Annotated in this window: 12 protein-coding genes, 11 tRNA genes and 3 rRNA genes; 1 reads left to right on the top strand and 25 read right to left on the bottom strand. The window is 40.3% G+C overall.

What is annotated here, in order from left to right:
• Positions 1-44: 44 nt before the first annotated feature.
• The 21 genes from prfA to ispD form a co-directional block, all read right to left on the bottom strand.
• A complete protein-coding gene (gene prfA, locus QBE53_03825) occupies positions 45-1115 on the bottom strand; it encodes a peptide chain release factor 1 (GenBank protein WZL82237.1) in 1071 nt (356 codons plus the stop codon).
• 17 nt (positions 1116-1132) lie between these two features.
• Positions 1133-2017 (bottom strand): peptide chain release factor N(5)-glutamine methyltransferase, encoded by an 885-nt coding sequence (gene prmC / locus QBE53_03820; protein WZL82236.1) that lies wholly within the window; start codon positions 2015-2017, stop codon positions 1133-1135.
• On the bottom strand, positions 1986-2978 hold the full coding sequence (locus QBE53_03815; GenBank protein ID WZL82235.1) for a DUF1385 domain-containing protein: 993 nt from the start codon (positions 2976-2978) through the stop codon (positions 1986-1988). The genes prmC and QBE53_03815 overlap by 32 nt, the downstream gene beginning before the upstream one ends.
• 140 nt (positions 2979-3118) lie before the next feature.
• The gene (gene rpmE, locus QBE53_03810) at positions 3119-3331 is read right to left on the bottom strand and encodes a 50S ribosomal protein L31 (protein WZL82234.1); all 213 of its coding nucleotides are present in this window, start codon (positions 3329-3331) and stop codon (positions 3119-3121) included.
• Between the two features lie 117 nt (positions 3332-3448).
• The gene (gene rho / locus QBE53_03805) at positions 3449-4924 is read right to left on the bottom strand and encodes a transcription termination factor Rho (GenBank protein ID WZL82233.1); all 1476 of its coding nucleotides are present in this window, start codon (positions 4922-4924) and stop codon (positions 3449-3451) included.
• Positions 4925-5142: 218 nt separating this feature from the next.
• The gene (gene mgtE / locus QBE53_03800) at positions 5143-6495 is read right to left on the bottom strand and encodes a magnesium transporter (protein ID WZL82232.1); all 1353 of its coding nucleotides are present in this window, start codon (positions 6493-6495) and stop codon (positions 5143-5145) included.
• A 112-nt stretch (positions 6496-6607) separates the two neighbouring features.
• A tRNA-Arg gene (locus QBE53_03795) sits at positions 6608-6681 on the bottom strand.
• A gap of 12 nt (positions 6682-6693) precedes the next feature.
• A tRNA-Leu gene (locus tag QBE53_03790) sits at positions 6694-6777 on the bottom strand.
• A gap of 16 nt (positions 6778-6793) precedes the next feature.
• A tRNA-Val gene (locus tag QBE53_03785) sits at positions 6794-6866 on the bottom strand.
• A 68-nt stretch (positions 6867-6934) separates the two neighbouring features.
• Positions 6935-7008 (bottom strand) — tRNA-Asp (locus QBE53_03780).
• A 25-nt stretch (positions 7009-7033) separates the two neighbouring features.
• Positions 7034-7107, bottom strand: a tRNA-Ile gene (locus QBE53_03775).
• 28 nt (positions 7108-7135) lie between these two features.
• Positions 7136-7208, bottom strand: a tRNA-Thr gene (locus tag QBE53_03770).
• Positions 7209-7312: 104 nt separating this feature from the next.
• Positions 7313-7384: transfer RNA gene (locus tag QBE53_03765), tRNA-Glu, on the bottom strand.
• An 8-nt stretch (positions 7385-7392) separates the two neighbouring features.
• Positions 7393-7464, bottom strand: a tRNA-Asn gene (locus QBE53_03760).
• A 78-nt stretch (positions 7465-7542) separates the two neighbouring features.
• Positions 7543-10440 (bottom strand): 23S ribosomal RNA (locus tag QBE53_03755).
• Between the two features lie 177 nt (positions 10441-10617).
• Positions 10618-10691, bottom strand: a tRNA-Ile gene (locus QBE53_03750).
• Positions 10692-10720: 29 nt separating this feature from the next.
• Positions 10721-10838, bottom strand: a 5S ribosomal RNA gene (gene rrf, locus QBE53_03745).
• A 262-nt stretch (positions 10839-11100) separates the two neighbouring features.
• A 16S ribosomal RNA gene (locus QBE53_03740) occupies positions 11101-12627 on the bottom strand.
• The 16S, 23S and 5S rRNA genes sit together here with 11 tRNA genes alongside, the layout of an rRNA operon.
• A 224-nt stretch (positions 12628-12851) precedes the next feature.
• Positions 12852-12940: transfer RNA gene (locus QBE53_03735), tRNA-Ser, on the bottom strand.
• Between the two features lie 58 nt (positions 12941-12998).
• Positions 12999-13084: transfer RNA gene (locus QBE53_03730), tRNA-Ser, on the bottom strand.
• A gap of 169 nt (positions 13085-13253) precedes the next feature.
• A complete protein-coding gene (gene ispD / locus QBE53_03725) occupies positions 13254-13946 on the bottom strand; it encodes a 2-C-methyl-D-erythritol 4-phosphate cytidylyltransferase (GenBank protein ID WZL82231.1) in 693 nt (230 codons plus the stop codon).
• 103 nt (positions 13947-14049) lie between these two features.
• On the opposite strand from ispD, the gene QBE53_03720 reads away from it, so the two are divergent.
• On the top strand, positions 14050-14559 hold the full coding sequence (locus QBE53_03720) for a ferritin (protein ID WZL82230.1): 510 nt from the start codon (positions 14050-14052) through the stop codon (positions 14557-14559).
• A gap of 29 nt (positions 14560-14588) precedes the next feature.
• Here the strand turns inward: QBE53_03720 and tsaD are convergent, their stop codons facing one another.
• The 4 genes from tsaD to tkt all read right to left on the bottom strand — a co-directional run bounded on the left by tsaD (position 14589) and on the right by tkt (position 19349).
• Complete coding sequence (gene tsaD / locus QBE53_03715) at positions 14589-15611, bottom strand: tRNA (adenosine(37)-N6)-threonylcarbamoyltransferase complex transferase subunit TsaD (GenBank protein WZL82229.1); 1023 nt, start codon at positions 15609-15611, stop codon at positions 14589-14591.
• A gap of 9 nt (positions 15612-15620) precedes the next feature.
• The gene (locus tag QBE53_03710; protein WZL82228.1) at positions 15621-16190 is read right to left on the bottom strand and encodes a hypothetical protein; all 570 of its coding nucleotides are present in this window, start codon (positions 16188-16190) and stop codon (positions 15621-15623) included.
• Between the two features lie 90 nt (positions 16191-16280).
• A complete protein-coding gene (locus QBE53_03705) occupies positions 16281-17189 on the bottom strand; it encodes a ribonuclease Z (protein WZL82227.1) in 909 nt (302 codons plus the stop codon).
• A 177-nt stretch (positions 17190-17366) separates the two neighbouring features.
• Complete coding sequence (gene tkt / locus QBE53_03700) at positions 17367-19349, bottom strand: transketolase (GenBank protein WZL82226.1); 1983 nt, start codon at positions 19347-19349, stop codon at positions 17367-17369.
• Positions 19350-19361: the final 12 nt, after the last annotated feature.

Below are 19361 nucleotides of genomic sequence, written 5' to 3'. Positions count from 1 at the left end.
TGTACACCAACTCGGATAGTTCGAATGAGTGTACAGCTTATTTTTTAATTGTTTTCCATTGATTTCATTTTCTCAGCTTGATCTGCTGTATTTAAACTATCGATAATGTCGTATATGTCTCCATCTAAAATCGTATCTAGTTTATGTAGTGTTAGTTTGATACGATGATCCGTTACACGTCCTTGAGGAAAATTATATGTACGTATTTTTTCGCTACGATCTCCTGTTCCCACCTGACTTCGACGATCTTCTGCCAATTCGCTTTGCTGTTTTTCAAGTTCCATATCGTATAATCGAGAACGAAGTACTTTCATCGCTTGATCGCGGTTTTTAAGCTGTGATTTTCCATCTTGGCAAGAGACAACAAGTCCTGTCGGTAAGTGGGTGATTCGAACCGCTGAATCGGTTGTGTTTACACTTTGTCCTCCATTACCTGAAGACCTAAACACATCAATTCGCAAATCATTTTGATCGATATCAACTTCTACATCTTCAACTTCAGGTAACACCGCAACTGTTACTGTTGATGTATGAATTCGTCCACCTGATTCAGTCACCGGCACACGTTGCACACGATGTACACCACTTTCAAATTTTAATTTCGAATATGCACCTTGCCCTTGAATTGAAAAGACAACCTCTTTAAATCCACCTACACCACTTTCATTGAGGTTCATAAGGTCCACTTTCCATCGACTTCGTTCAGCAAAACGTGTGTACATCCGATATAACTCAGCAGCAAACAAAGCCGCTTCATCTCCACCTGCTCCAGCACGAATTTCAACAATAACATTTTTGTCATCATTAGGATCTTTTGGCAACAATAGCTTTTTAAGTTCTGCTTCATTGTTTTTTAATTCTTCCCTTGCAGCAGATAACTCTTCTTTGGCTAACTCAACAATTTCTGGATCTGACTCTTTTAACATTTCAAGTGATTCTTGAATGGTCTCCTCATTTGCCTTATACGCTTTGTATTTTTCAACCACAGGCGTCAAATCCGAGTGTTCTTTCATATATTGTTGCCATTGCTTTTGATCTGCAATAACATCTGCATCATTAATTTGCGCAGATAAAAATTCGTATCTGTCAATAATTCCATCTAATTGATCTAACATTTTTTCACCTCTTAAATTTATTTCTTAGTACCTGAAATTATTCTCTCAAGACCAGCCATATCATTAATTTCTTGTATATTCTGAAATCCATTTGCTTCCATGATTGCCTTTATTGCTTGCATCTGTCCATGTCCAATTTCAAAAAGCAACATTCCGCCATTGCTTATACGTACAAAACTATCCTCTATGATTCGACGGTAAAAGCTAAGTCCATCACGCCCACCATCAAGTGCAACCATTGGCTCATATTCTCTTACTTCCGTCATAAGCTCTTGCAGTTGACCATGAGGAATATATGGAGGATTTGACACAATAATATCAAAAGACTTTGCCGCATCAATATGCGTATAGAGATCGCTTTGCATCCAAGAAATCATTGATTCCCCCAGAATACTTTGCTCATTTCTTTTGCTCACCTTAAGTGCATCCTCTTGAATATCCACACCGACCCATTCAAAATCAATTTTTGGATACTTTTTATGTAATGCTGCTGCAATACTTATTATGATACATCCACTTCCCGTACACATATCAAGTACTCTTATTTTTTTTTGCCCTTGATAAATGGCATGTAAAATATTACTAATACATAATTCTACCAGCATTTCTGTTTCTGGGCGAGGAATAAGCACAGCTGAATCCACATAAAATTTATGTTCCATAAAATGTTGTTCATGGGTAATATACTGTAACGGAATACCTTTTATCCGCTCATGAATATAAGATAAATATGTCTGTATAGTTACCTCATCAATGGTTTCATTGTATTTAAAAACCAACGTTGTAAAATCAACTTTAAGAACATATTCAAGGAGCAATCGTGCCTCTATCTTTTCTATTCCCGCATTATCCAATTGTTCCTGCCCATATTTAAGTAATTGGTGTACTTGATATATCTTCAATGCTTGTATCCTTTATCTTTTTTTCAGTCGTATCTACTTTCACTTCATCTGTATTTTTTAATACGCTTTTTAATGCTATAAGTGCAACTTCCAATTGGCTGTCATCCGGTTCTGCCGTTGTTAGCTTTTGTAGTAAAAGTCCAGGTTTAGTAAAGACATCAAGTATCTTTGATTGGCTTTTTCCTAAAAACTTTAATACTTCATATGATATTCCAGCAATAACGGGTAACATAACCAAACGCACCACGAGTCGATGAGCTAATGTCTGTGCATTAATAACCGTTAACACAAAAACACTAATAACTACGATGTAAAGTAAAAAACTCGTTCCACATCGCTTATGTAAACGCGTCTGCTTCTTCGCATTTTCTACTGTCAATTCTAAACCGCATTCATAACAATGAATCGATTTATGTTCGGCACCGTGATATTGAAACACTCTCTGAATATCCTTCATTTTTGATATCAACACAATATATGTTATCAAGACCACAACGCGAATAATACCATCTGCAAAATTCACCCATTGATCCGAAGGAAGTATCGGTTTCATTACATGGGATAATCCCAAAGGCAATAATACAAATAAGCCGATGGACATCACAAGGGCAAGGACAACGGAAATCATGATAAATACATCATTCGCCTTGTCCTTAAAAACCTTATTAATCCATTGATCAAATTTTGACTCTTTTTCCTGTTCATCTTCAACCTCAAAAAATTCGGCTGAAAAAGTTAATATCTTCATTCCCATGACAAGGGATTCAACAAATGCAACAATCCCTCGAACAAAAGGAAGTCCCAATATCTTGTTTCGTTTTGTAAAGCTTTTATGATGCATCTCTTCTACGATGATCTCTTTATCCGGCTTGCGAACAGCTACAGCATAGAGGTCATCATTTCGCATCATAACGCCTTCAATGACTGCTTGTCCACCTACGCTTGGCTTCTTATCCTTCATATTTTCACTTCCATTTCTATATAATAAACATTTGAATACTTCTTCTATTATATACCGAACTCTAAAAAAAATAAAGCTATGCTTATACAGTTAAATTCTTTATATTAAAACAAAAAGTTGAGGTTGCCCTCAACTTAATATTATTCATTGTCATTTTTAATACCATATTTACGATTAAATCGATCAATACGTCCACGCGCTTGAACAGATTTTTGTTGTCCAGTGTAGAACGGATGACATTTTGAACAGATTTCTGTATGAATTGCTTCTTTTGTTGAACCTGTAACAAATTCATTTCCACAGTTGCATTTTACAGTTGCTTGATGATATTCTGGATGAATTCCTTCTCTCATTCTTTTCACCTCTTTCATACATTACTTCTAAACTATTAGACTCTCGTCTGATGAATTCTTGTCCATCTAGACAGCCTACACATTATATCATACTGACTCCATCATTGCAATATATATCTAATAATTATTCAATATATTTTTCGATAATTTATGCGCATATTCTTCATTACTATTTGTATCAACAAAAACTTTTAGCATACTATCAATAACATCTTCTGCTCGCATATTTGAAGAAACTTTTCGAAGCTTATTAACAGCTTCTAACTCCATCTCACTATACAATAGGTCTTCACGTCGTGTTCCAGACTTACTCACATCAATAGCTGGGAAAATACGTTTTTCTTGAAGTTTTCGATCAAGAACCAGTTCCATGTTTCCTGTTCCTTTAAACTCTTCAAAAACAACATCATCCATTTTACTTCCGGTTTCTACAAGTGCAGTTGCTAAAATAGTAAGGGAACCGCCTTCTTCGATATTTCTAGCTGCGCCAAAAAATTTCTTCGGCATATGAAGCGCTGCAGGATCCAAACCACCAGAGAGGGTTCTTCCACTTGGTGGAATAATTAAGTTATACGCTCGCGCCAATCGCGTGATGCTATCTAGCAATATCACAAGGTCTTTTTTTTGTTCGACCATTCGCTTTGCTCGTGCAAGCACCATCTCAGATACTCGTTTATGGTGCTCTGGAAGCTCATCGAATGTTGAATGAATAACCTCAACATTTTTTCCTAATATAGAGCGTCGTATATCGGTAACTTCTTCCGGTCGCTCATCAATAAGTAATACAATCAATCCTACATCCGGATGATTTTTTGTAATCGCATTGGCAACTTTTTTAATGAGTGTTGTCTTACCAGCTTTTGGAGGTGAGACAATCATCCCACGCTGCCCTTTTCCGATAGGAGCAATAAAATCCATTAGGCGCAGTGCATAATCATCGGAACGTGTATTTAAATTCAACCGTTCATTTGGGAAAATAGGCGTTAATTCTTCGAACTTAGGGCGTACAGCTGCTTTCCCAGGGTCATCTCCATTAACTGACTTAACAAATAATAGAGCTCTGAATTTTTCCTTTTCTTTAGGTATACGAATATTACCTTCTATAATATCTCCCGTTCTTAAACTAAAGCGTCGTATTTGAGACGGAGACACATATACATCATCTTCACCAGGCATATAGTTATCGCTTCGAATAAATCCAAAACCATCTGGAAGTACTTCTAATATCCCTTGGGCAACTTCACCGCTATCTAATGCATTACTTGACTTTGATTTTGCCGGCGTCTTATGAACAGATTTTTGTGGAGCAGCTTCTTGTGCAGGCTCCTGTACGGTCTCTTCGTTTATTTCTTCTCTTTTTTCTTTGCTCTTTTTCTCTTCGTTTGCTTGTGAAATCTCTGAATAATTTAATTCACGCGTTTCATATTCTCTTGTTGACTTACGTTTAGCCTTCTTTTCTTCATTTTTCAGTTCAATTTCAGCTAATAATTGAACCAATTCAACCTTTTTAAAGTTTTTAACATCAAGTATACCTAATTCCGTGGCTATTTCACGCAACTGTGCAACCTTCATCTTCGAATAGTTCGTTTTCAATTTTATCCTCCTATTTAGTTCCATACTTCATTTCACAAATATAACGCATGAAAAATCGCAATTCAATTTTAATCACAGGGATATATTATCTTTGAATATTACTTTAGATAACTTGGGATAGTACTACCTAAGATATGAAACCATTATTGTTAATTTCTATACATTAAGTTTATTATACCACAAAATACAGATTACACAATATGTTTATGATGCGAGCCTTATATACCTAAAAAGATCCATGCTGCAATGGTAAAAAATATTAAGAGTGTTGTTGCATCTGTTATGGTTGTTATTAATGGGCTTGCCATAATTGCTGGATCTAATTTTGCTTTTTTAGCCACAATTGGAAGGATTCCTCCCATCAATGCCGCCATTGTTGTCGTTCCAATTAATGTCAATCCTACAATAATCGCAAGTTTAATATCTTGACTAAAGAGCATAATACGTAAGAAATTCAAGAACCCTAGCGTAACACCTATAATTATCCCAACACGGATTTCTTTCCATATGACTTTAAATAAATCACTAAATTTGATATCTCCAAGAGTTAGCCCTCGAATAACAAGCGTAGAAGATTGAGCACCAGCATTTCCCCCTGTGCTCATGAGCATAGGCATGACACCAACTAAAACGGTAAATTGTGCTGTTAAATAGCTATGCTTATCTGTAATTAATTGAGAAATTGTCGCCGAAAACATCAAAACAACCAACCAAACAATTCTTTTTTTTGCCAACGTAAAAGCAGACATCGACATATACTCATCATCTGAAGGTGCAATGGCAGCCATTAACTGGAAGTCCTCTGTTGTTTCTTCTTCAATGACATCTACGATATCATCAATCGTTATTATTCCTACTAAACGACGTTCATTATCCACAACAGGAACTGAGAGCAAATCATATTTTTTAAAGATTTCAGCAATATACTCTTGATCATCATGAGTATTTACACTAATAAATTCATCTGTCATCAAATTTTCGACCAATTCATCTTCTTGAGCCAACACAAGGTTCTTGAGCGATACAATCCCTTCAAGTTCTCTATGTTCTGCCATAACATAACAGGTATATATGGTTTCTTTATCTAGTCCAGTCTTACGGATGCGTGTCATCGCTTCCTGTGCATTCATTTTTTTATGCAAATCTACAAACTCGATTGTCATCAAGCTTCCTGCAGATTCTTCTGGATATTTTAAAAATTGATTAATTAATGTTCGTTGCTTTTGTGTCGTATTTTTCAAAATCTTTTTTACAATATTGGCAGGAACTTCTCCCAATAAATCCATCATATCATCAAAAAACATCTCATCTACAATGGCTTTTAGCTCTTCTTCACTAATTAGCGAGGTTATTTCTTTTTGTCTTTCCATATCAATAAGGGGAAATACTTCGACAGCTTCAGTTTTCGATAGCAATCTGTACACAATTAAAGCTTCGGTTGGCTTCATTGTATCGATAAACTCTGCAATATCTGCAGGCATCATATTTACAAGGTATTCTTTTAGTTCTGTAAATCGTTTTTCTTGTAACAATTTTTCTAGAAATTCTAATTTTTCTTCATAACCTTCCACGCTATCCCTCCTAACTTATGATTTTATGTTCTTTCCTTAGAAATATAATACCACATAAGTGTATTCTAAGACAAAAAAAATCTATATCCAATGATATAGATTTTTATTCTAGCGTGCGCAGAAGGATTTGAACCCTCGGCCTTCTGGTCCGTAGCCAGACGCTCTATCCAGCTGAGCTATGCGCACATATTGAGTGTGTGCCCGAGACCGGAATCGAACCGGTACGATTTTTACATCGCAGGATTTTAAGTCCTGTGCGTCTGCCAATTCCGCCACTCGGGCATAATATTTAATTAAATGGGCGCAACAGGGCTCGAACCTGTGACCCCCTGCTTGTAAGGCAGGTGCTCTCCCAGCTGAGCTATGCGCCCTGGGATAATGATAAACTCACTTAACTACTATATCACTTTTTATGAAGTCTCGCAAGTAAGTTTACTAGCGACCCAGAAGGGACTCGAACCCTCGACCTCCGGCGTGACAGGCCGGCGCTCTAACCAACTGAGCCACTGGGCCATGCAATTTAAATATAAAATATAAATGGGCCATCAGGGACTCGAACCCCGGACTCTCCGGTTATGAGCCGGATGCTCTGACCAACTGAGCTAATGGCCCCCATCTACTTTATTATAATTTTATATAAAGCCGACGATCGGACTCGAACCGATAACCTGCTGATTACAAGTCAGCTGCTCTGCCAATTGAGCCACGTCGGCATATGAAATTACTTGACGGCAGAGCCAGTCTGCCCACGTGTGCCTTCGCTATGCTCAGTTCACTGATAGAATTGAGCTACGTTAGCATATAATATATTTTAAAATGACCCGTAGGGGAATCGAACCCCTGTTACCGCCGTGAAAGGGCGGTGTCTTAACCGCTTGACCAACGGGCCTTATTAAACTCCCCAAGTTGGACTCGAACCAACAACCCCTCGGTTAACAGCCGAGTGCTCTACCATTGAGCTATTGAGGACTATTATCTAAAATCTTCTACATTCTAAAGTCAAACTTCACTTCATACACAACTCTATTAAAACTCTTAAGCTCGCTTTGGTTCAAGCCCTCGATCTATTAGTACTAGTCAGCTGAACATGTTACCATGCTTACACACCTAGCCTATCAACCTGGTCGTCTTCCAGGGATCTTACTCCATTAAGGATGAGATATCTTATCTTGAGGGGGGCTTCACGCTTAGATGCCTTCAGCGTTTATCCCTTCCCGACTTGGCTACTCTGCTATGCCTTTGGTAAGACAACAGATACACCAGCGGTCAGTCCATCCCGGTCCTCTCGTACTAAGGACAGCTCCTCTCAAATATCTTGCGCCCACGACGGATAGGGACCGAACTGTCTCACGACGTTCTGAACCCAGCTCGCGTACCGCTTTAATGGGCGAACAGCCCAACCCTTGGGACCGAATACAGCCCCAGGATGCGATGAGCCGACATCGAGGTGCCAAACCACTCCGTCGATGTGAACTCTTGGGAGTGATAAGCCTGTTATCCCCAGGGTAGCTTTTATCCGTTGAGCGATGGCAATCCCACTTTCATACCACCGGATCACTAAGTCCTAGTTTCCTACCTGCTCCACCCGTCGGTGTCACAGTCAAGCCTTCTTATGCCTTTGCACTCTGCGAATGATTTCCAACCATTCTGAGAAGACCTTTGAGCGCCTCCGATACACTTTCGGAGGCGACCGCCCCAGTCAAACTCCCCACCTGACAGTGTCCCCACACCCGTTTAGGGTGCTAGGTTAGAAATCCAATATTACAAGAGAGGTATCCCAACAGTGGCTCCACGAAGACTGGCGTCCTCGCTTCAAAGCCTCCCTCCTATCCTGTACATGTAACATCGAATCCCAATATCAAGCTAGAGTAAAGCTCCATGGGGTCTTTCCGTCCTGTCGCGGGTAACCGGCATCTTCACCGGTACTACAACTTCACCGGGCGCGTTGTCGAGACAGTGCCCAAATCGTTACGCCTTTCGTGCGGGTCGGAACTTACCCGACAAGGAATTTCGCTACCTTAGGACCGTTATAGTTACGGCCGCCGTTTACTGGGGCTTAAGTTCTAGACTTCGCTTACGCTAATCCTTCCCCTTAACCTTCCAGCACCGGGCAGGCGTCAGCCCCTATACTTCACCTTTCGGTTTTGCAGAGACCTGTGTTTTTGCTAAACAGTCGCTTGGGCCTATTCTCTGCGGCCATCCGAAGATGGCACCCCTTCTCCCGAAGTTACGGGGTCATTTTGCCGAGTTCCTTAACAACGCTTCTCCCGTCGGCCTTAGGATTCTCTCCTCATCTACCTGTGTCGGTTTGCGGTACGGGCACATATAAAACAATAGCGGCTTTTCTTGGCAGTATGGATTCACAAGCTTCTCTACTTTAATTCGATCCGCGTCACACTTCAACCTTAAGTTGGACGGATTTGCCTATCCAACGGCCTTTGTGCTTGCACCAGTTTTTCCTTTCCTGGCTCTTGTTATCCTCCTGCGTCCCCACAGTTCTGTTTATATGCGGTACTAGAATTTCAACTAGTTGTCCATCGGCTACGGCTTTCGCCCTCACCTTAGGTCCCGACTTACCCAGAGAAGATCAGCTTTACTCTGGAAACCTTAGATATTCGGCCGAGAAGATTCTCACTTCTCTCTCGCTACTCATTCCGGCATTCTCTCTTCTTAGCTCTCCACTGCTCCTTACGGTACAGCTTCTCCAATCTAAGAATGCTCCTCTACCACTGATACTTACGTACCAATCCACAGCTTCGGTGGCGTGTTTTAGCCCCGGACATTTTCGGCGCAAGACCTCTCGACTAGTGAGCTATTACGCACTCTTTGAATGCATGGCTGCTTCTAAGCCAACATCCTAGTTGTCTTCGAAATCTCACATCCTTTTCCACTTAACACGCACTTTGGGACCTTAGCTGGTGGTCTGGGCTCTTTCCCTTTTGACTATCGAACTTATCTCCGATAGTCTGACTCCTGATCATCATCTATATGGCATTCGGAGTTTGATATGCTTCGGTAAGCTGTGAAGCCCCCTAGGCAATTCAGTGCTCTACCTCCATTAGACTAAATCAAGGCTAGCCCTAAAGCTATTTCGAGGAGAACCAGCTATCTCCGGGTTCGATTGGAATTTCTCCGCTATCCACACGTCATCTCCACCTTTTTCAACAGATGTGAGTTCGGTCCTCCATTACCTTTTACGGTAACTTCAACCTGCACATGGATAGGTCACCCGGTTTCGGGTCTACGACTACTGACTTGACGCCCTATTAAGACTTGGTTTCCCTTCGGCTCCACATCTTTAATGCTTAACCTTGCCTGCAATCGTAACTCGCCGGACCGTTCTACAAAAAGTACGCCGTCGCACTTTAACGTGCTTCGACTGCTTGTAAACATAGGGTTTCAGGTTCTCTTTCACTCCCCTCCCGGGGTTCTTTTCACCTTTCCTTCACAGTACTATGCGCTATCGGTCACTAGGTAGTATTTAGGCTTACGGGGTGGTCCCCGCTCATTCACGCAAGGTTTCTCGTGTCTCGCGCTACTCTGGATCCTGCTGGCTAACTCAAACTTTCGTCTACGGGGTTCTCACCCTCTTTGACATGCTCTTCCAAAACATTTCGACTAATCTTTGTTAATACCGTCTGCAGTCCGAACCCCTATGAACTAGGTTCACAGGTTTGGCCTCTTTCCCTTTCGCTCGCCGCTACTTAGGAAATCGATGTTTCTTTCTCTTCCTCCGGGTACTTAGATGTTTCAGTTCCCCGGGTTCCCCCTACTAAGCTATGTATTCACTCAGTAGTAACTGGGATCTTCCCAGCCAGGTTTCCCCATTCGGTAATCTCTGGATCAATGGCTATTTGCGCCTCCCCAAAGCTTTTCGCAGCTTATCACGACCTTCTTCGGCTCCTAGTGCCAAGGCATCCACCCTATGCTCTTATTAGCTTGAACGTAGCTTGCTTAAGAGTTTAATACAATTGTGTATGCTCTTTGGTTCTTTTCTATTCTTAATTTCGGTTTACGTATAAACCTTCGTTATTAAATAAATAGGTTTGTTTATTTTGACTTTTCGATATGTAGTTTTCAATGTTCATGAAATACTTTATTACATCATACTATATGATGCAGTGGGCACAAGTGGACTCGAACCACCGACCTCACGCTTATCAGGCGTGCGCTCTAACCGGCTGAGCTATGCGCCCCAGTTAGAATGTCTATATTTTTTTAAATAAATAGGCAGCCACCTACTCTCCCAGGTCGTTACCAACCAAGTACCATCGGCCGTCCAAGGCTTAACCATCGTGTTCGGTATGGGAACGGGTGTTTCCCGAGGACGCATCACCACCTAAAAGTTTTCCGCAGGAAAATCTTTGTGCCGTTTCTGTTTGCTTGCAAACAGTGTTAGGCAAGTTTTCCAACTAAATTTTTCTATGAAAAATTATAGGTATGTTATTAAATTGTAAGTCACTTTAATAACTCAATAGTGAAGTAAATCTCGCTCTACCGTGTTTGCGAGTTGCCTTTCGGCTTGTTGTATGTTTTTTGACGTCGTTACCACGACGGCAGTCTCTGCTGCTCATCTTAAACCCTCAGGTCTAAGTTCTTCCTTAGAAAGGAGGTGATCCAGCCGCACCTTCCGATACGGCTACCTTGTTACGACTTCACCCTAGTCATTGATTTCGCCTTAGACAGCTCCCTCCTTACGGTTGGGTCACTGGCGTTGGGCGCTTCCAACTTCCATGGTGTGACGGGCGGTGTGTACAAGGCCCGGGAACGTATTCACCGCAGCATTCTGATCTGCGATTACTAGCGATTCCAACTTCATGTAGTCGAGTTGCAGACTACAATCCGAACTGGGACGGACTTTATGAGGTTTGCTTAAGGTCACCCTGTCGCTTCTCTTTGTATCCGCCATTGTAGCACGTGTGTAGCCCAAATCATAAGGGGCATGATGATTTGACGTCATCCCCACCTTCCTCCGAGTTATCCCCGGCAGTCTCTCTAGAGTTCCCATCCGAAATGCTGGCTACTAAAGATAAGGGTTGCGCTCGTTGCGGGACTTAACCCAACATCTCACGACACGAGCTGACGACAACCATGCACCACCTGTCACTTCTGTCCCGAAGGAAAGTCTCGATTAAAAGACGGTCAGAAGGATGTCAAGATTTGGTAAGGTTCTTCGCGTTGCTTCGAATTAAACCACATGCTCCACCGCTTGTGCGGGCCCCCGTCAATTCCTTTGAGTTTCAGTCTTGCGACCGTACTCCCCAGGTGGAATGCTTATTGCGTTAACTGCGGCACCGAGATTCGACTCCCGACACCTAGCATTCATCGTTTACGGCGTGGACTACCAGGGTATCTAATCCTGTTCGCTCCCCACGCTTTCGTACCTCAGCGTCAGTTACAGTCCAGAAAGCCGCCTTCGCCACTGGTGTTCTTCCTAATATCTACGCATTTCACCGCTACACTAGGAATTCCACTTTCCTCTCCTGTACTCTAGCCCACCAGTTTCAAATGCAATCCCGGAGTTGAGCTCCGGGCTTTCACATCTGACTTAATGGGCCGCCTACGTACCCTTTACACCCAGTAATTCCGGATAACGCTTGCCCCCTACGTATTACCGCGGCTGCTGGCACGTAGTTAGCCGGGGCTTCTTAGTCAGGTACCGTCATTTTCTTCCCTGCTGATAGAAGTTTACAATCCGAAAACCGTCTTCCTTCACGCGGCGTTGCTGCATCAGGCTTTCGCCCATTGTGCAATATCCCCCACTGCTGCCTCCCGTAGGAGTTTGGGCCGTGTCTCAGTCCCAATGTGGCCGATCACCCTCTCAGGTCGGCTACAGATCGTCGCCTTGGTGAGCTTTTATCTCACCAACTAGCTAATCTGACGCGGGTCCATCCTATGGCACCGGAGTTTTTCACACTGTATCATGCGATACTGTGCGCTTATGCGGTATTAGCTAAGATTTCTCTTAGTTATCCCCCTCCATAGGGCAGGTTACCCACGCGTTACTCACCCGTCCGCCGCTCTCCAGCTCATCCGTCATCCGAAGATTCCGTCAAAGCCTTCTCGCTCGACTTGCATGTGTTAGGCACGCCGCCAGCGTTCATCCTGAGCCAGGATCAAACTCTCAAATTAAAAGTTTTTTATCCTCGCTTAAACACTAGCTGTTCGCTATTACTGTTACTTGATCTCTCAAGAATTGTTTGGTATAACTTGGTTTACTTCACTATTCAATTATCAAATGTTCATTTTGTACTTTTTACTGTTTCGCTGTTTTTGTCAGCGAAGATTATAATATCATATCTCACCGACCGTGTCAACAACTTTTTTGAAGAAGTTTTTAATTTCTTAAAAACTAACGGAGAAGGAGGGATTTGAACCCTCGCGCCGCTATTAACGACCTACTCACTTTCCAGGCGAGCCCCTTCAGCCGCTTGGGTACTTCTCCAAACGCGCTAATTTGTCAATGAGACAACAAAACCACCATGCATTGGTGGTTTTGATAACGGAGAAGGTGGGATTCGAACCCACGGCCCCTTTCGGAGTCACTGGTTTTCAAGACCAGCTCCTTAAACCACTCGGACACCTCTCCATATCAATGAATCACTTGTTATTTAACGCCTAATTAAGATATCACACACATCATATAATGTCAAGCTATTTCTTAATTATTTGTTTCTTTTCTAAAGTTCTTGTTCGGCAACGAAAGATATAATATCATATACGTTAAGCTCTTGTCAACAGTTTTTGTTATATTTTTCTCATTTTTTTAACAAAGTCTTCATAATCTCCAAATCTTCTGGTGTTGTGACCTTGATATTACTGTATTCTCCCTCAATTACAATAACTTTATAATCTGTAAATTGTTCTACCATCATACCATCATCGGTAATTTTATTAAAGCTATCTCCTGCATTTTTATAGGCTTCAAGAATAACATGTTTTTTAAAACCTTGAGGTGTCTGTATCTGAAATAATTCATCCCGACATACTGTACGTTTAACTTCCATTGTTGGTCCGACAATTTTATATGTATCTTTTGCTTTGACCCCCACTAGACATCCATCATGTTTCTTAAGTGTTTGGATTGTCTTTTCAATAACTGCTCGAGAAATTAACGGTCTTGCTCCATCATGAATCAATACAGCCTCACACTGTTCATCTAATGCTATTAGCCCATTATATACCGAGTTATATCGTTCTTTTCCTCCATAGGCAATACGTATTCTATTTTTTCTTTCTCCCTCTATGTGAGCAAGTACCTTTGTTTCAATCATCTTTTCTTCTAAAGGATTAATAACTAATACAATCTCATCAATCCCCTCTTGGGCAACAAATGCTTCTATTGTATAACTTAGAATCGGCTTTCCATTAACTTCTAAAAATTGTTTGTTTATATTTTGTTCCATGCGGCGACCTTTCCCTGCTGCAAGGATGATTACACTTATATGCATATGTTTTCTCCTTTGTCTTCTTTACTTTTCTATTTTAACGAATCTATGCTATAATACTCTATGTAAGTATAAATAAAATATTAAATTAAATGGAGGTATTAATATGTTAAGCCAAAAATTAATTGACGAAATTAATGAACAAATAAAATATGAGTTCTATTCATCTCATCTTTATCTTGCCGCTGCATCTTATGCGTACACACAAGATTTAGACGGATTTGCAAACTTTTTCATCGTTCAAGCCGAAGAAGAAAAATTCCATGCAATGAAATTTTTTAATTTTCTCAATGAAATGGACGCAACAATCGTTATGAAAGGTTTTGAAACCCCACCAGTTGACTATGATAATATTGTTGACTTGTTCGAACATTCTTTGGAACACGAAAAATTTGTCACTGATCGTATCTATCATTTGATGAATATTGCCATGGACGAAAAGGAACATGCAACGATTAGTTTTCTTAAATGGTTTATAGATGAACAAGTTGAAGAAATGGCTACATTTAAAAACTATGTTCAAAAGTTAAAAAGAGCAGACAATAATCCAGCAGTTCTATTCAACCTTGATGGTGAACTAGCAAAACGTACATTTACTGCTCCTGCAGCAGAATAATCTATATATCCTATAGAATAAAAAGCGACCTAGTCGCTTTTTTTATTTGTTAATTTTAAGTTGGGTATTGCATTAAGGTCCATTCCATCTTCTCGTCCATTGATAAAATCATAATATGCTGCTGCTCCAATCATTGCCGCATTATCTGTACAAAGAATTGGCGAAGGATATTGCAATTGAATATTACGCGCAGCGCACTCTTGCCTCATGCGCTCACGTAGCTTCGAATTCGCTGCAACCCCTCCAGCGATAGCAACTTTTTCTATATTTAATGCATCAGCTGCTAAAAAGGTTTTTTCAACGACGGCTTCAACAACCGCATGTTGAAAAGATGCAGCAATATGCTTTGGGATAATTTCTTCATTTTTCATCTTACATTGATTCAGGTAATTTAATACGGCAGACTTGACTCCACTAAAGCTAAAATCATATCCTTCGACTTTTGCTTTTGGAAAATCAATATATGTTGCATCACCTTCAGGAGCTAGCCGATCAATTTTGGGACCTCCAGGATAGCCCAGACCAATAGAACGCGCCACTTTGTCAAAGGCTTCACCAATGGCATCATCTCGCGTTTTCCCTATGATCGTGAATTCATCATATTTTTTCACATGAACCAAGTGCGTATGACCTCCTGATACGACAAGGCACAAAAAGGGCGGTTCAAATGTTTTATTCTCAATATAATTTGCTGCTATGTGTCCTTCTATATGATGGACACCAATTAAAGGTTTATCCAACGCAAACGCTAACGCTTTTGCTTGGGCCACTCCTACTAATAACGCACCAACTAACCCCGGACCATAGGTCACTGCTATTGCATCTATATCTTCAAATGTACAGTTTGCTTCTTCAAGGGCTTCATCGATAACGATATCTATTTTTTCAATATGCTTTCTTGAAGCGACCTCCGGAACAACTCCACCAAATTTTTTGTGTGTGTCGATTTGCGATGAAATTACATTCGATAGTACTTTGCGTCCATTAACAACGACTGCTGCTGCCGTCTCATCACACGATGTTTCTATTGCTAGTATCGTAACGTCTTTCATATAGTCTCCTTATTTCACAATTTCAAAAGGTTCTGCACCCATCCATCCTTTAATTTCCCATTGATCTAGTGCATTTTTCACTAACACGTACTGCGCATAGATATCTCTGTTGGGATCATTGGTATAAAAAATCACTTTTACAATGGCTGTATCATCTGACTGATACTTTGCAGGCAAATACTCCGAACCTATAATCTTTAATTCTGCTTTTTCCCACTGCTCTAGTTCCGAGCGAATCATTATATGATGAAATTCTTTGGGGTTATGTTCCAATAATTCTTCTTGAAACAACATACGCTGCATATTTACCAGGCTTTCAACTTCCGCCTCATTATATTCACCACTGTATGTCATTTTTCGAATAATCGAATTGGTACGAACCACCTGCTCAGGTGTTTCTTTAACCGAACTTATAAAGTTGGCTAATTCTGTTGTTGATTGGGATAGTTCAAGGATTCTCTCATCTGTTAATATCCCTGAACTTTCATTGTCTTGATTTTCTCGTCCTTGCAATCCATAATAATATACAATTCCACCAATAACCAAAACTAATATTAAAATAGGTAGCACTTTACGCATCTTGATTCCCCCATTCTCTTCGGTGGTTACATGTCAAACAGTTATAGCTTCTTTCTTTATATATCGGTACAAATACGATTCTCTTGAATATCATTCTTGAAACTTTAATGTCTTTGTCATTCGATCTTTACCAATTTTTGTATTTTTAAATATTTTTTTTGCCTCAGGTAAAAATTCTTTTGGGTATACCAGTGCCGGACTAAAATGTGTCAACCATAATTCATTGACTTTGGCTTTTTGAGCTAATGTTGCTGCCTCTTCAAATGTCATATGTTTATATTGTACAGCGTTCGTCTGCTCCGCTTTTTCTCCATACATACCTTCGCAAATAAACAAATCCGCATCTTTAGCACTGTCTATAATGTTTTGTACCGGTCGGGTATCTGTACAATATGTCACTTTTAATCCTTTACGTTCTTCTCCCATAACCAAATCTGGAGTATAGGTTTTTTCTCCATCTAAAATCGTCTCTCCATTTTGTAAGCGTGACCAAAAATGTAGAGGAATATCTAACGCTTTTGCTTTTTGCGCATCAAACTTTCCTTTGCGGGGAATTTCTAAAGTATATCCATAGCAAGTAATTTTATGATTTACTTTATATGCCTGAATGATATAACCATTGCTTTGAATGGTTTGTACGTCTTCTGTTAATTCAATAAATTCTATCTCAAAGGGTAGTTCAGGTGCTATAACTCTTAAACCATTAACAACACGCTTGAGTCCTTTCGGTCCAATGAGTCGCAAGGGTTTTTTTCGCTCTGAGTTACCGATTGTCAGCAACAAGCCGGGCAAACCACTGATATGATCTCCGTGATAATGGGTAAAACAAATCTGATCGATATCTTTAAAGCTCCACCCTTGAAGCTTCATCGTAATTTGGGTTCCTTCTCCACAATCAATTAATAGGTTACTTCCATTGTACCTTGTCATTAAAGAAGTTAACCATCTATAAGGTAAAGGCATCATACCTCCTGTACCTAACAAACACACATCTAACATGAAAACGCCTCATTTCTAAATCCATTTTATATCAAATCATCTTAATTATAAAGCTCTCAAAAAAAAAGTCAAGTCATCCCTTCGTTCTCTTTAGCAGAAAACACCGTGGAAAAAGAGCATCCAAATGGATGCTCTTGATACGTTTGACTCTTTATATATTTTGCCTATTCCTTCAGCTTATAAAGCTTTTACTGCATCTACAACAGCTTGTGTTGTTATGCCTAATTCTTCATAGACTTTGGCTCCTGGCGCAGATGCTCCAAAGCGATCAAGCCCTATGACTTTTCCTTCTAGACCCACATATTGATACCAGCCAAATGTTCTTGCCGCTTCCATCGCCACACGTTTTGTAACGCTTTTTGGCAGAACGCTTTCTTTATATTCAGCTGACTGTGCATTAAACAACTCCATTGATGGCATACTAACAACGCGAGCATCAATACCTTCTTTTTTAAGAATCTCAGCCGCTTCAACAACTTGTCCTACTTCTGAACCACTCGCCATTAAAATCACGTCTGGTGTTGCTTTTTCTGAATCAATAAGGATATATCCACCTTTGAGAGCTTCTTTTCCTGATTTTTCATAGAAGCCAACATTTTGTCGTGTTAATACAAGAGCTGTTGGTTGCTTTTTGTTAGTTACTGCAAAGTACCATCCTGCTGCCACTTCTTTTGCATCTGCCGGTCTAAATGTTACTAGGTTTGGTATTGTTCGTAATGACGCCAATTGTTCAATTGGTTGGTGTGTAGGTCCATCTTCTCCTACCCCTATGCTATCGTGTGTTAAAACAAATGTATGTGGTAAGCCCATAAGTGCAGCTAAACGAATCATTGGTTTCATATAATCACTAAACACAAAGAATGTACTTGTAAAGGAAACGAGTCCACCATGAAGTACCAAACCATTTCCCATGGCTGTCATCGCTAACTCTCGAACACCAAAATGGATGTTTTTACCTGCATAATTCTCTTTTGAAAACTCACCTTGATCATCCATCCATGTTTTTGTTGATGGAGCTAAGTCTGCAGATCCTCCAAAAAGGTTTGGAATGATTTTAACTAATTTTTGAATAACTTGGCCTGATGATGCACGTGTTGCGTTTGGTTTTTCATCAAATGACCAAAAATCTTCTGCATCAAGAGCATCCACATCAATAAATCCTGACATGTCTTTTTCATATTGTGCCGCTAATTCTGGATAGCTTTTTTTGTACTCAGCAAAAAGTGCGTTCCATGCAGCTTCTTTTTTATCGCCTTGGGCTGCCAGCTCATCAATATAGGTTTGAACCGCTTCTGATACATAGAATTCCTTATCTAGTGGCATGCCAAGATTTTCTTTAGCCGCATTTAAATTTTCTTGACCTAACGGTTCTCCATGTGCACTGGCTTTTCCTTCTTTCGCCGGACATCCATGACCGATTTTTGTCTTTACAATAATTAATGAAGGTTGTGTTTTATTTGCTTTTGCTTGTTCAATTGCTTTTCCGATAGCAACTGGGTCATTACCATCTTCCACTTCCAATACTTGCCAATGATACGCTTCAAAACGCTTTCCAACGTCTTCAGTAAAGGCTAAGTCGGTACTTCCTTCAATAGAAATTTTATTGGAGTCATAAAGAGCAATAAATTTGTCTAAACCTAATGTTCCTGCTAAAGATGCCGCTTCTGCAGTTACACCTTCCATTAAACACCCATCACCCACAATTGAATAAATATAGTGATCTACAATTGGGTAATTTTCTTTATTGAATTTTGATGCTAAATGCGCCTCAGCCATAGCCATTCCTATACCTGTTGCAAATCCAGCCCCTAAAGGTCCTGTTGTTGTCTCAACACCAACTGTATGACCAAACTCAGGGTGTCCTGGTGTTAATGAATCCCACTGTCTAAAGTTTTTTAAATCTTCTATTTTTAATCCATATCCAAATAAGTGCAATAAAGAATACACAAGCATTGAGCCATGTCCTGCTGAAAGAATAAAACGATCGCGGTTATCCCATTGTGGGTTTTTCGGATTATGGTTCATATGATTTGCCCATAACTCAAACGCCATAGGAGCTGCTCCCATAGGTAAGCCCGGATGACCTGAATTTGCTTTTTGCACACCCTCAGCGGACAAAATGCGTATCGTGTTAATTGCTTGTTCTTGAATAGTACTCATGAATAAATCCTC

The organism is Vallitaleaceae bacterium 9-2 (assembly GCA_038396585.1).
Taxonomy (GTDB): domain Bacteria; phylum Bacillota; class Clostridia; order Lachnospirales; family Vallitaleaceae; genus UBA1351.
Note: the sequence above shows the minus strand (reverse complement) of the source record. Positions and strands in the feature narration are given on the sequence as shown.

Excerpts from the sequence above, each read along its gene's own strand:
- prfA (WZL82237.1), bottom strand. The coding sequence starts at position 1,115 with ATGTTAGATCAATTAGATGGAATTATTGACAGATACGAATTTTTATCT.
- QBE53_03815 (WZL82235.1), bottom strand. The coding sequence starts at position 2,978 with ATGAAGGATAAGAAGCCAAGCGTAGGTGGACAAGCAGTCATTGAAGGC.
- rpmE (WZL82234.1), bottom strand. The coding sequence starts at position 3,331 with ATGAGAGAAGGAATTCATCCAGAATATCATCAAGCAACTGTAAAATGC.
- ispD (WZL82231.1), bottom strand. The coding sequence starts at position 13,946 with ATGCATATAAGTGTAATCATCCTTGCAGCAGGGAAAGGTCGCCGCATG.
- QBE53_03720 (WZL82230.1), top strand. The coding sequence starts at position 14,050 with ATGTTAAGCCAAAAATTAATTGACGAAATTAATGAACAAATAAAATAT.
- tsaD (WZL82229.1), bottom strand. The coding sequence starts at position 15,611 with ATGAAAGACGTTACGATACTAGCAATAGAAACATCGTGTGATGAGACG.
- QBE53_03710 (WZL82228.1), bottom strand. The coding sequence starts at position 16,190 with ATGCGTAAAGTGCTACCTATTTTAATATTAGTTTTGGTTATTGGTGGA.
- QBE53_03705 (WZL82227.1), bottom strand. The coding sequence starts at position 17,189 with ATGTTAGATGTGTGTTTGTTAGGTACAGGAGGTATGATGCCTTTACCT.
- tkt (WZL82226.1), bottom strand. The coding sequence starts at position 19,349 with ATGAGTACTATTCAAGAACAAGCAATTAACACGATACGCATTTTGTCC.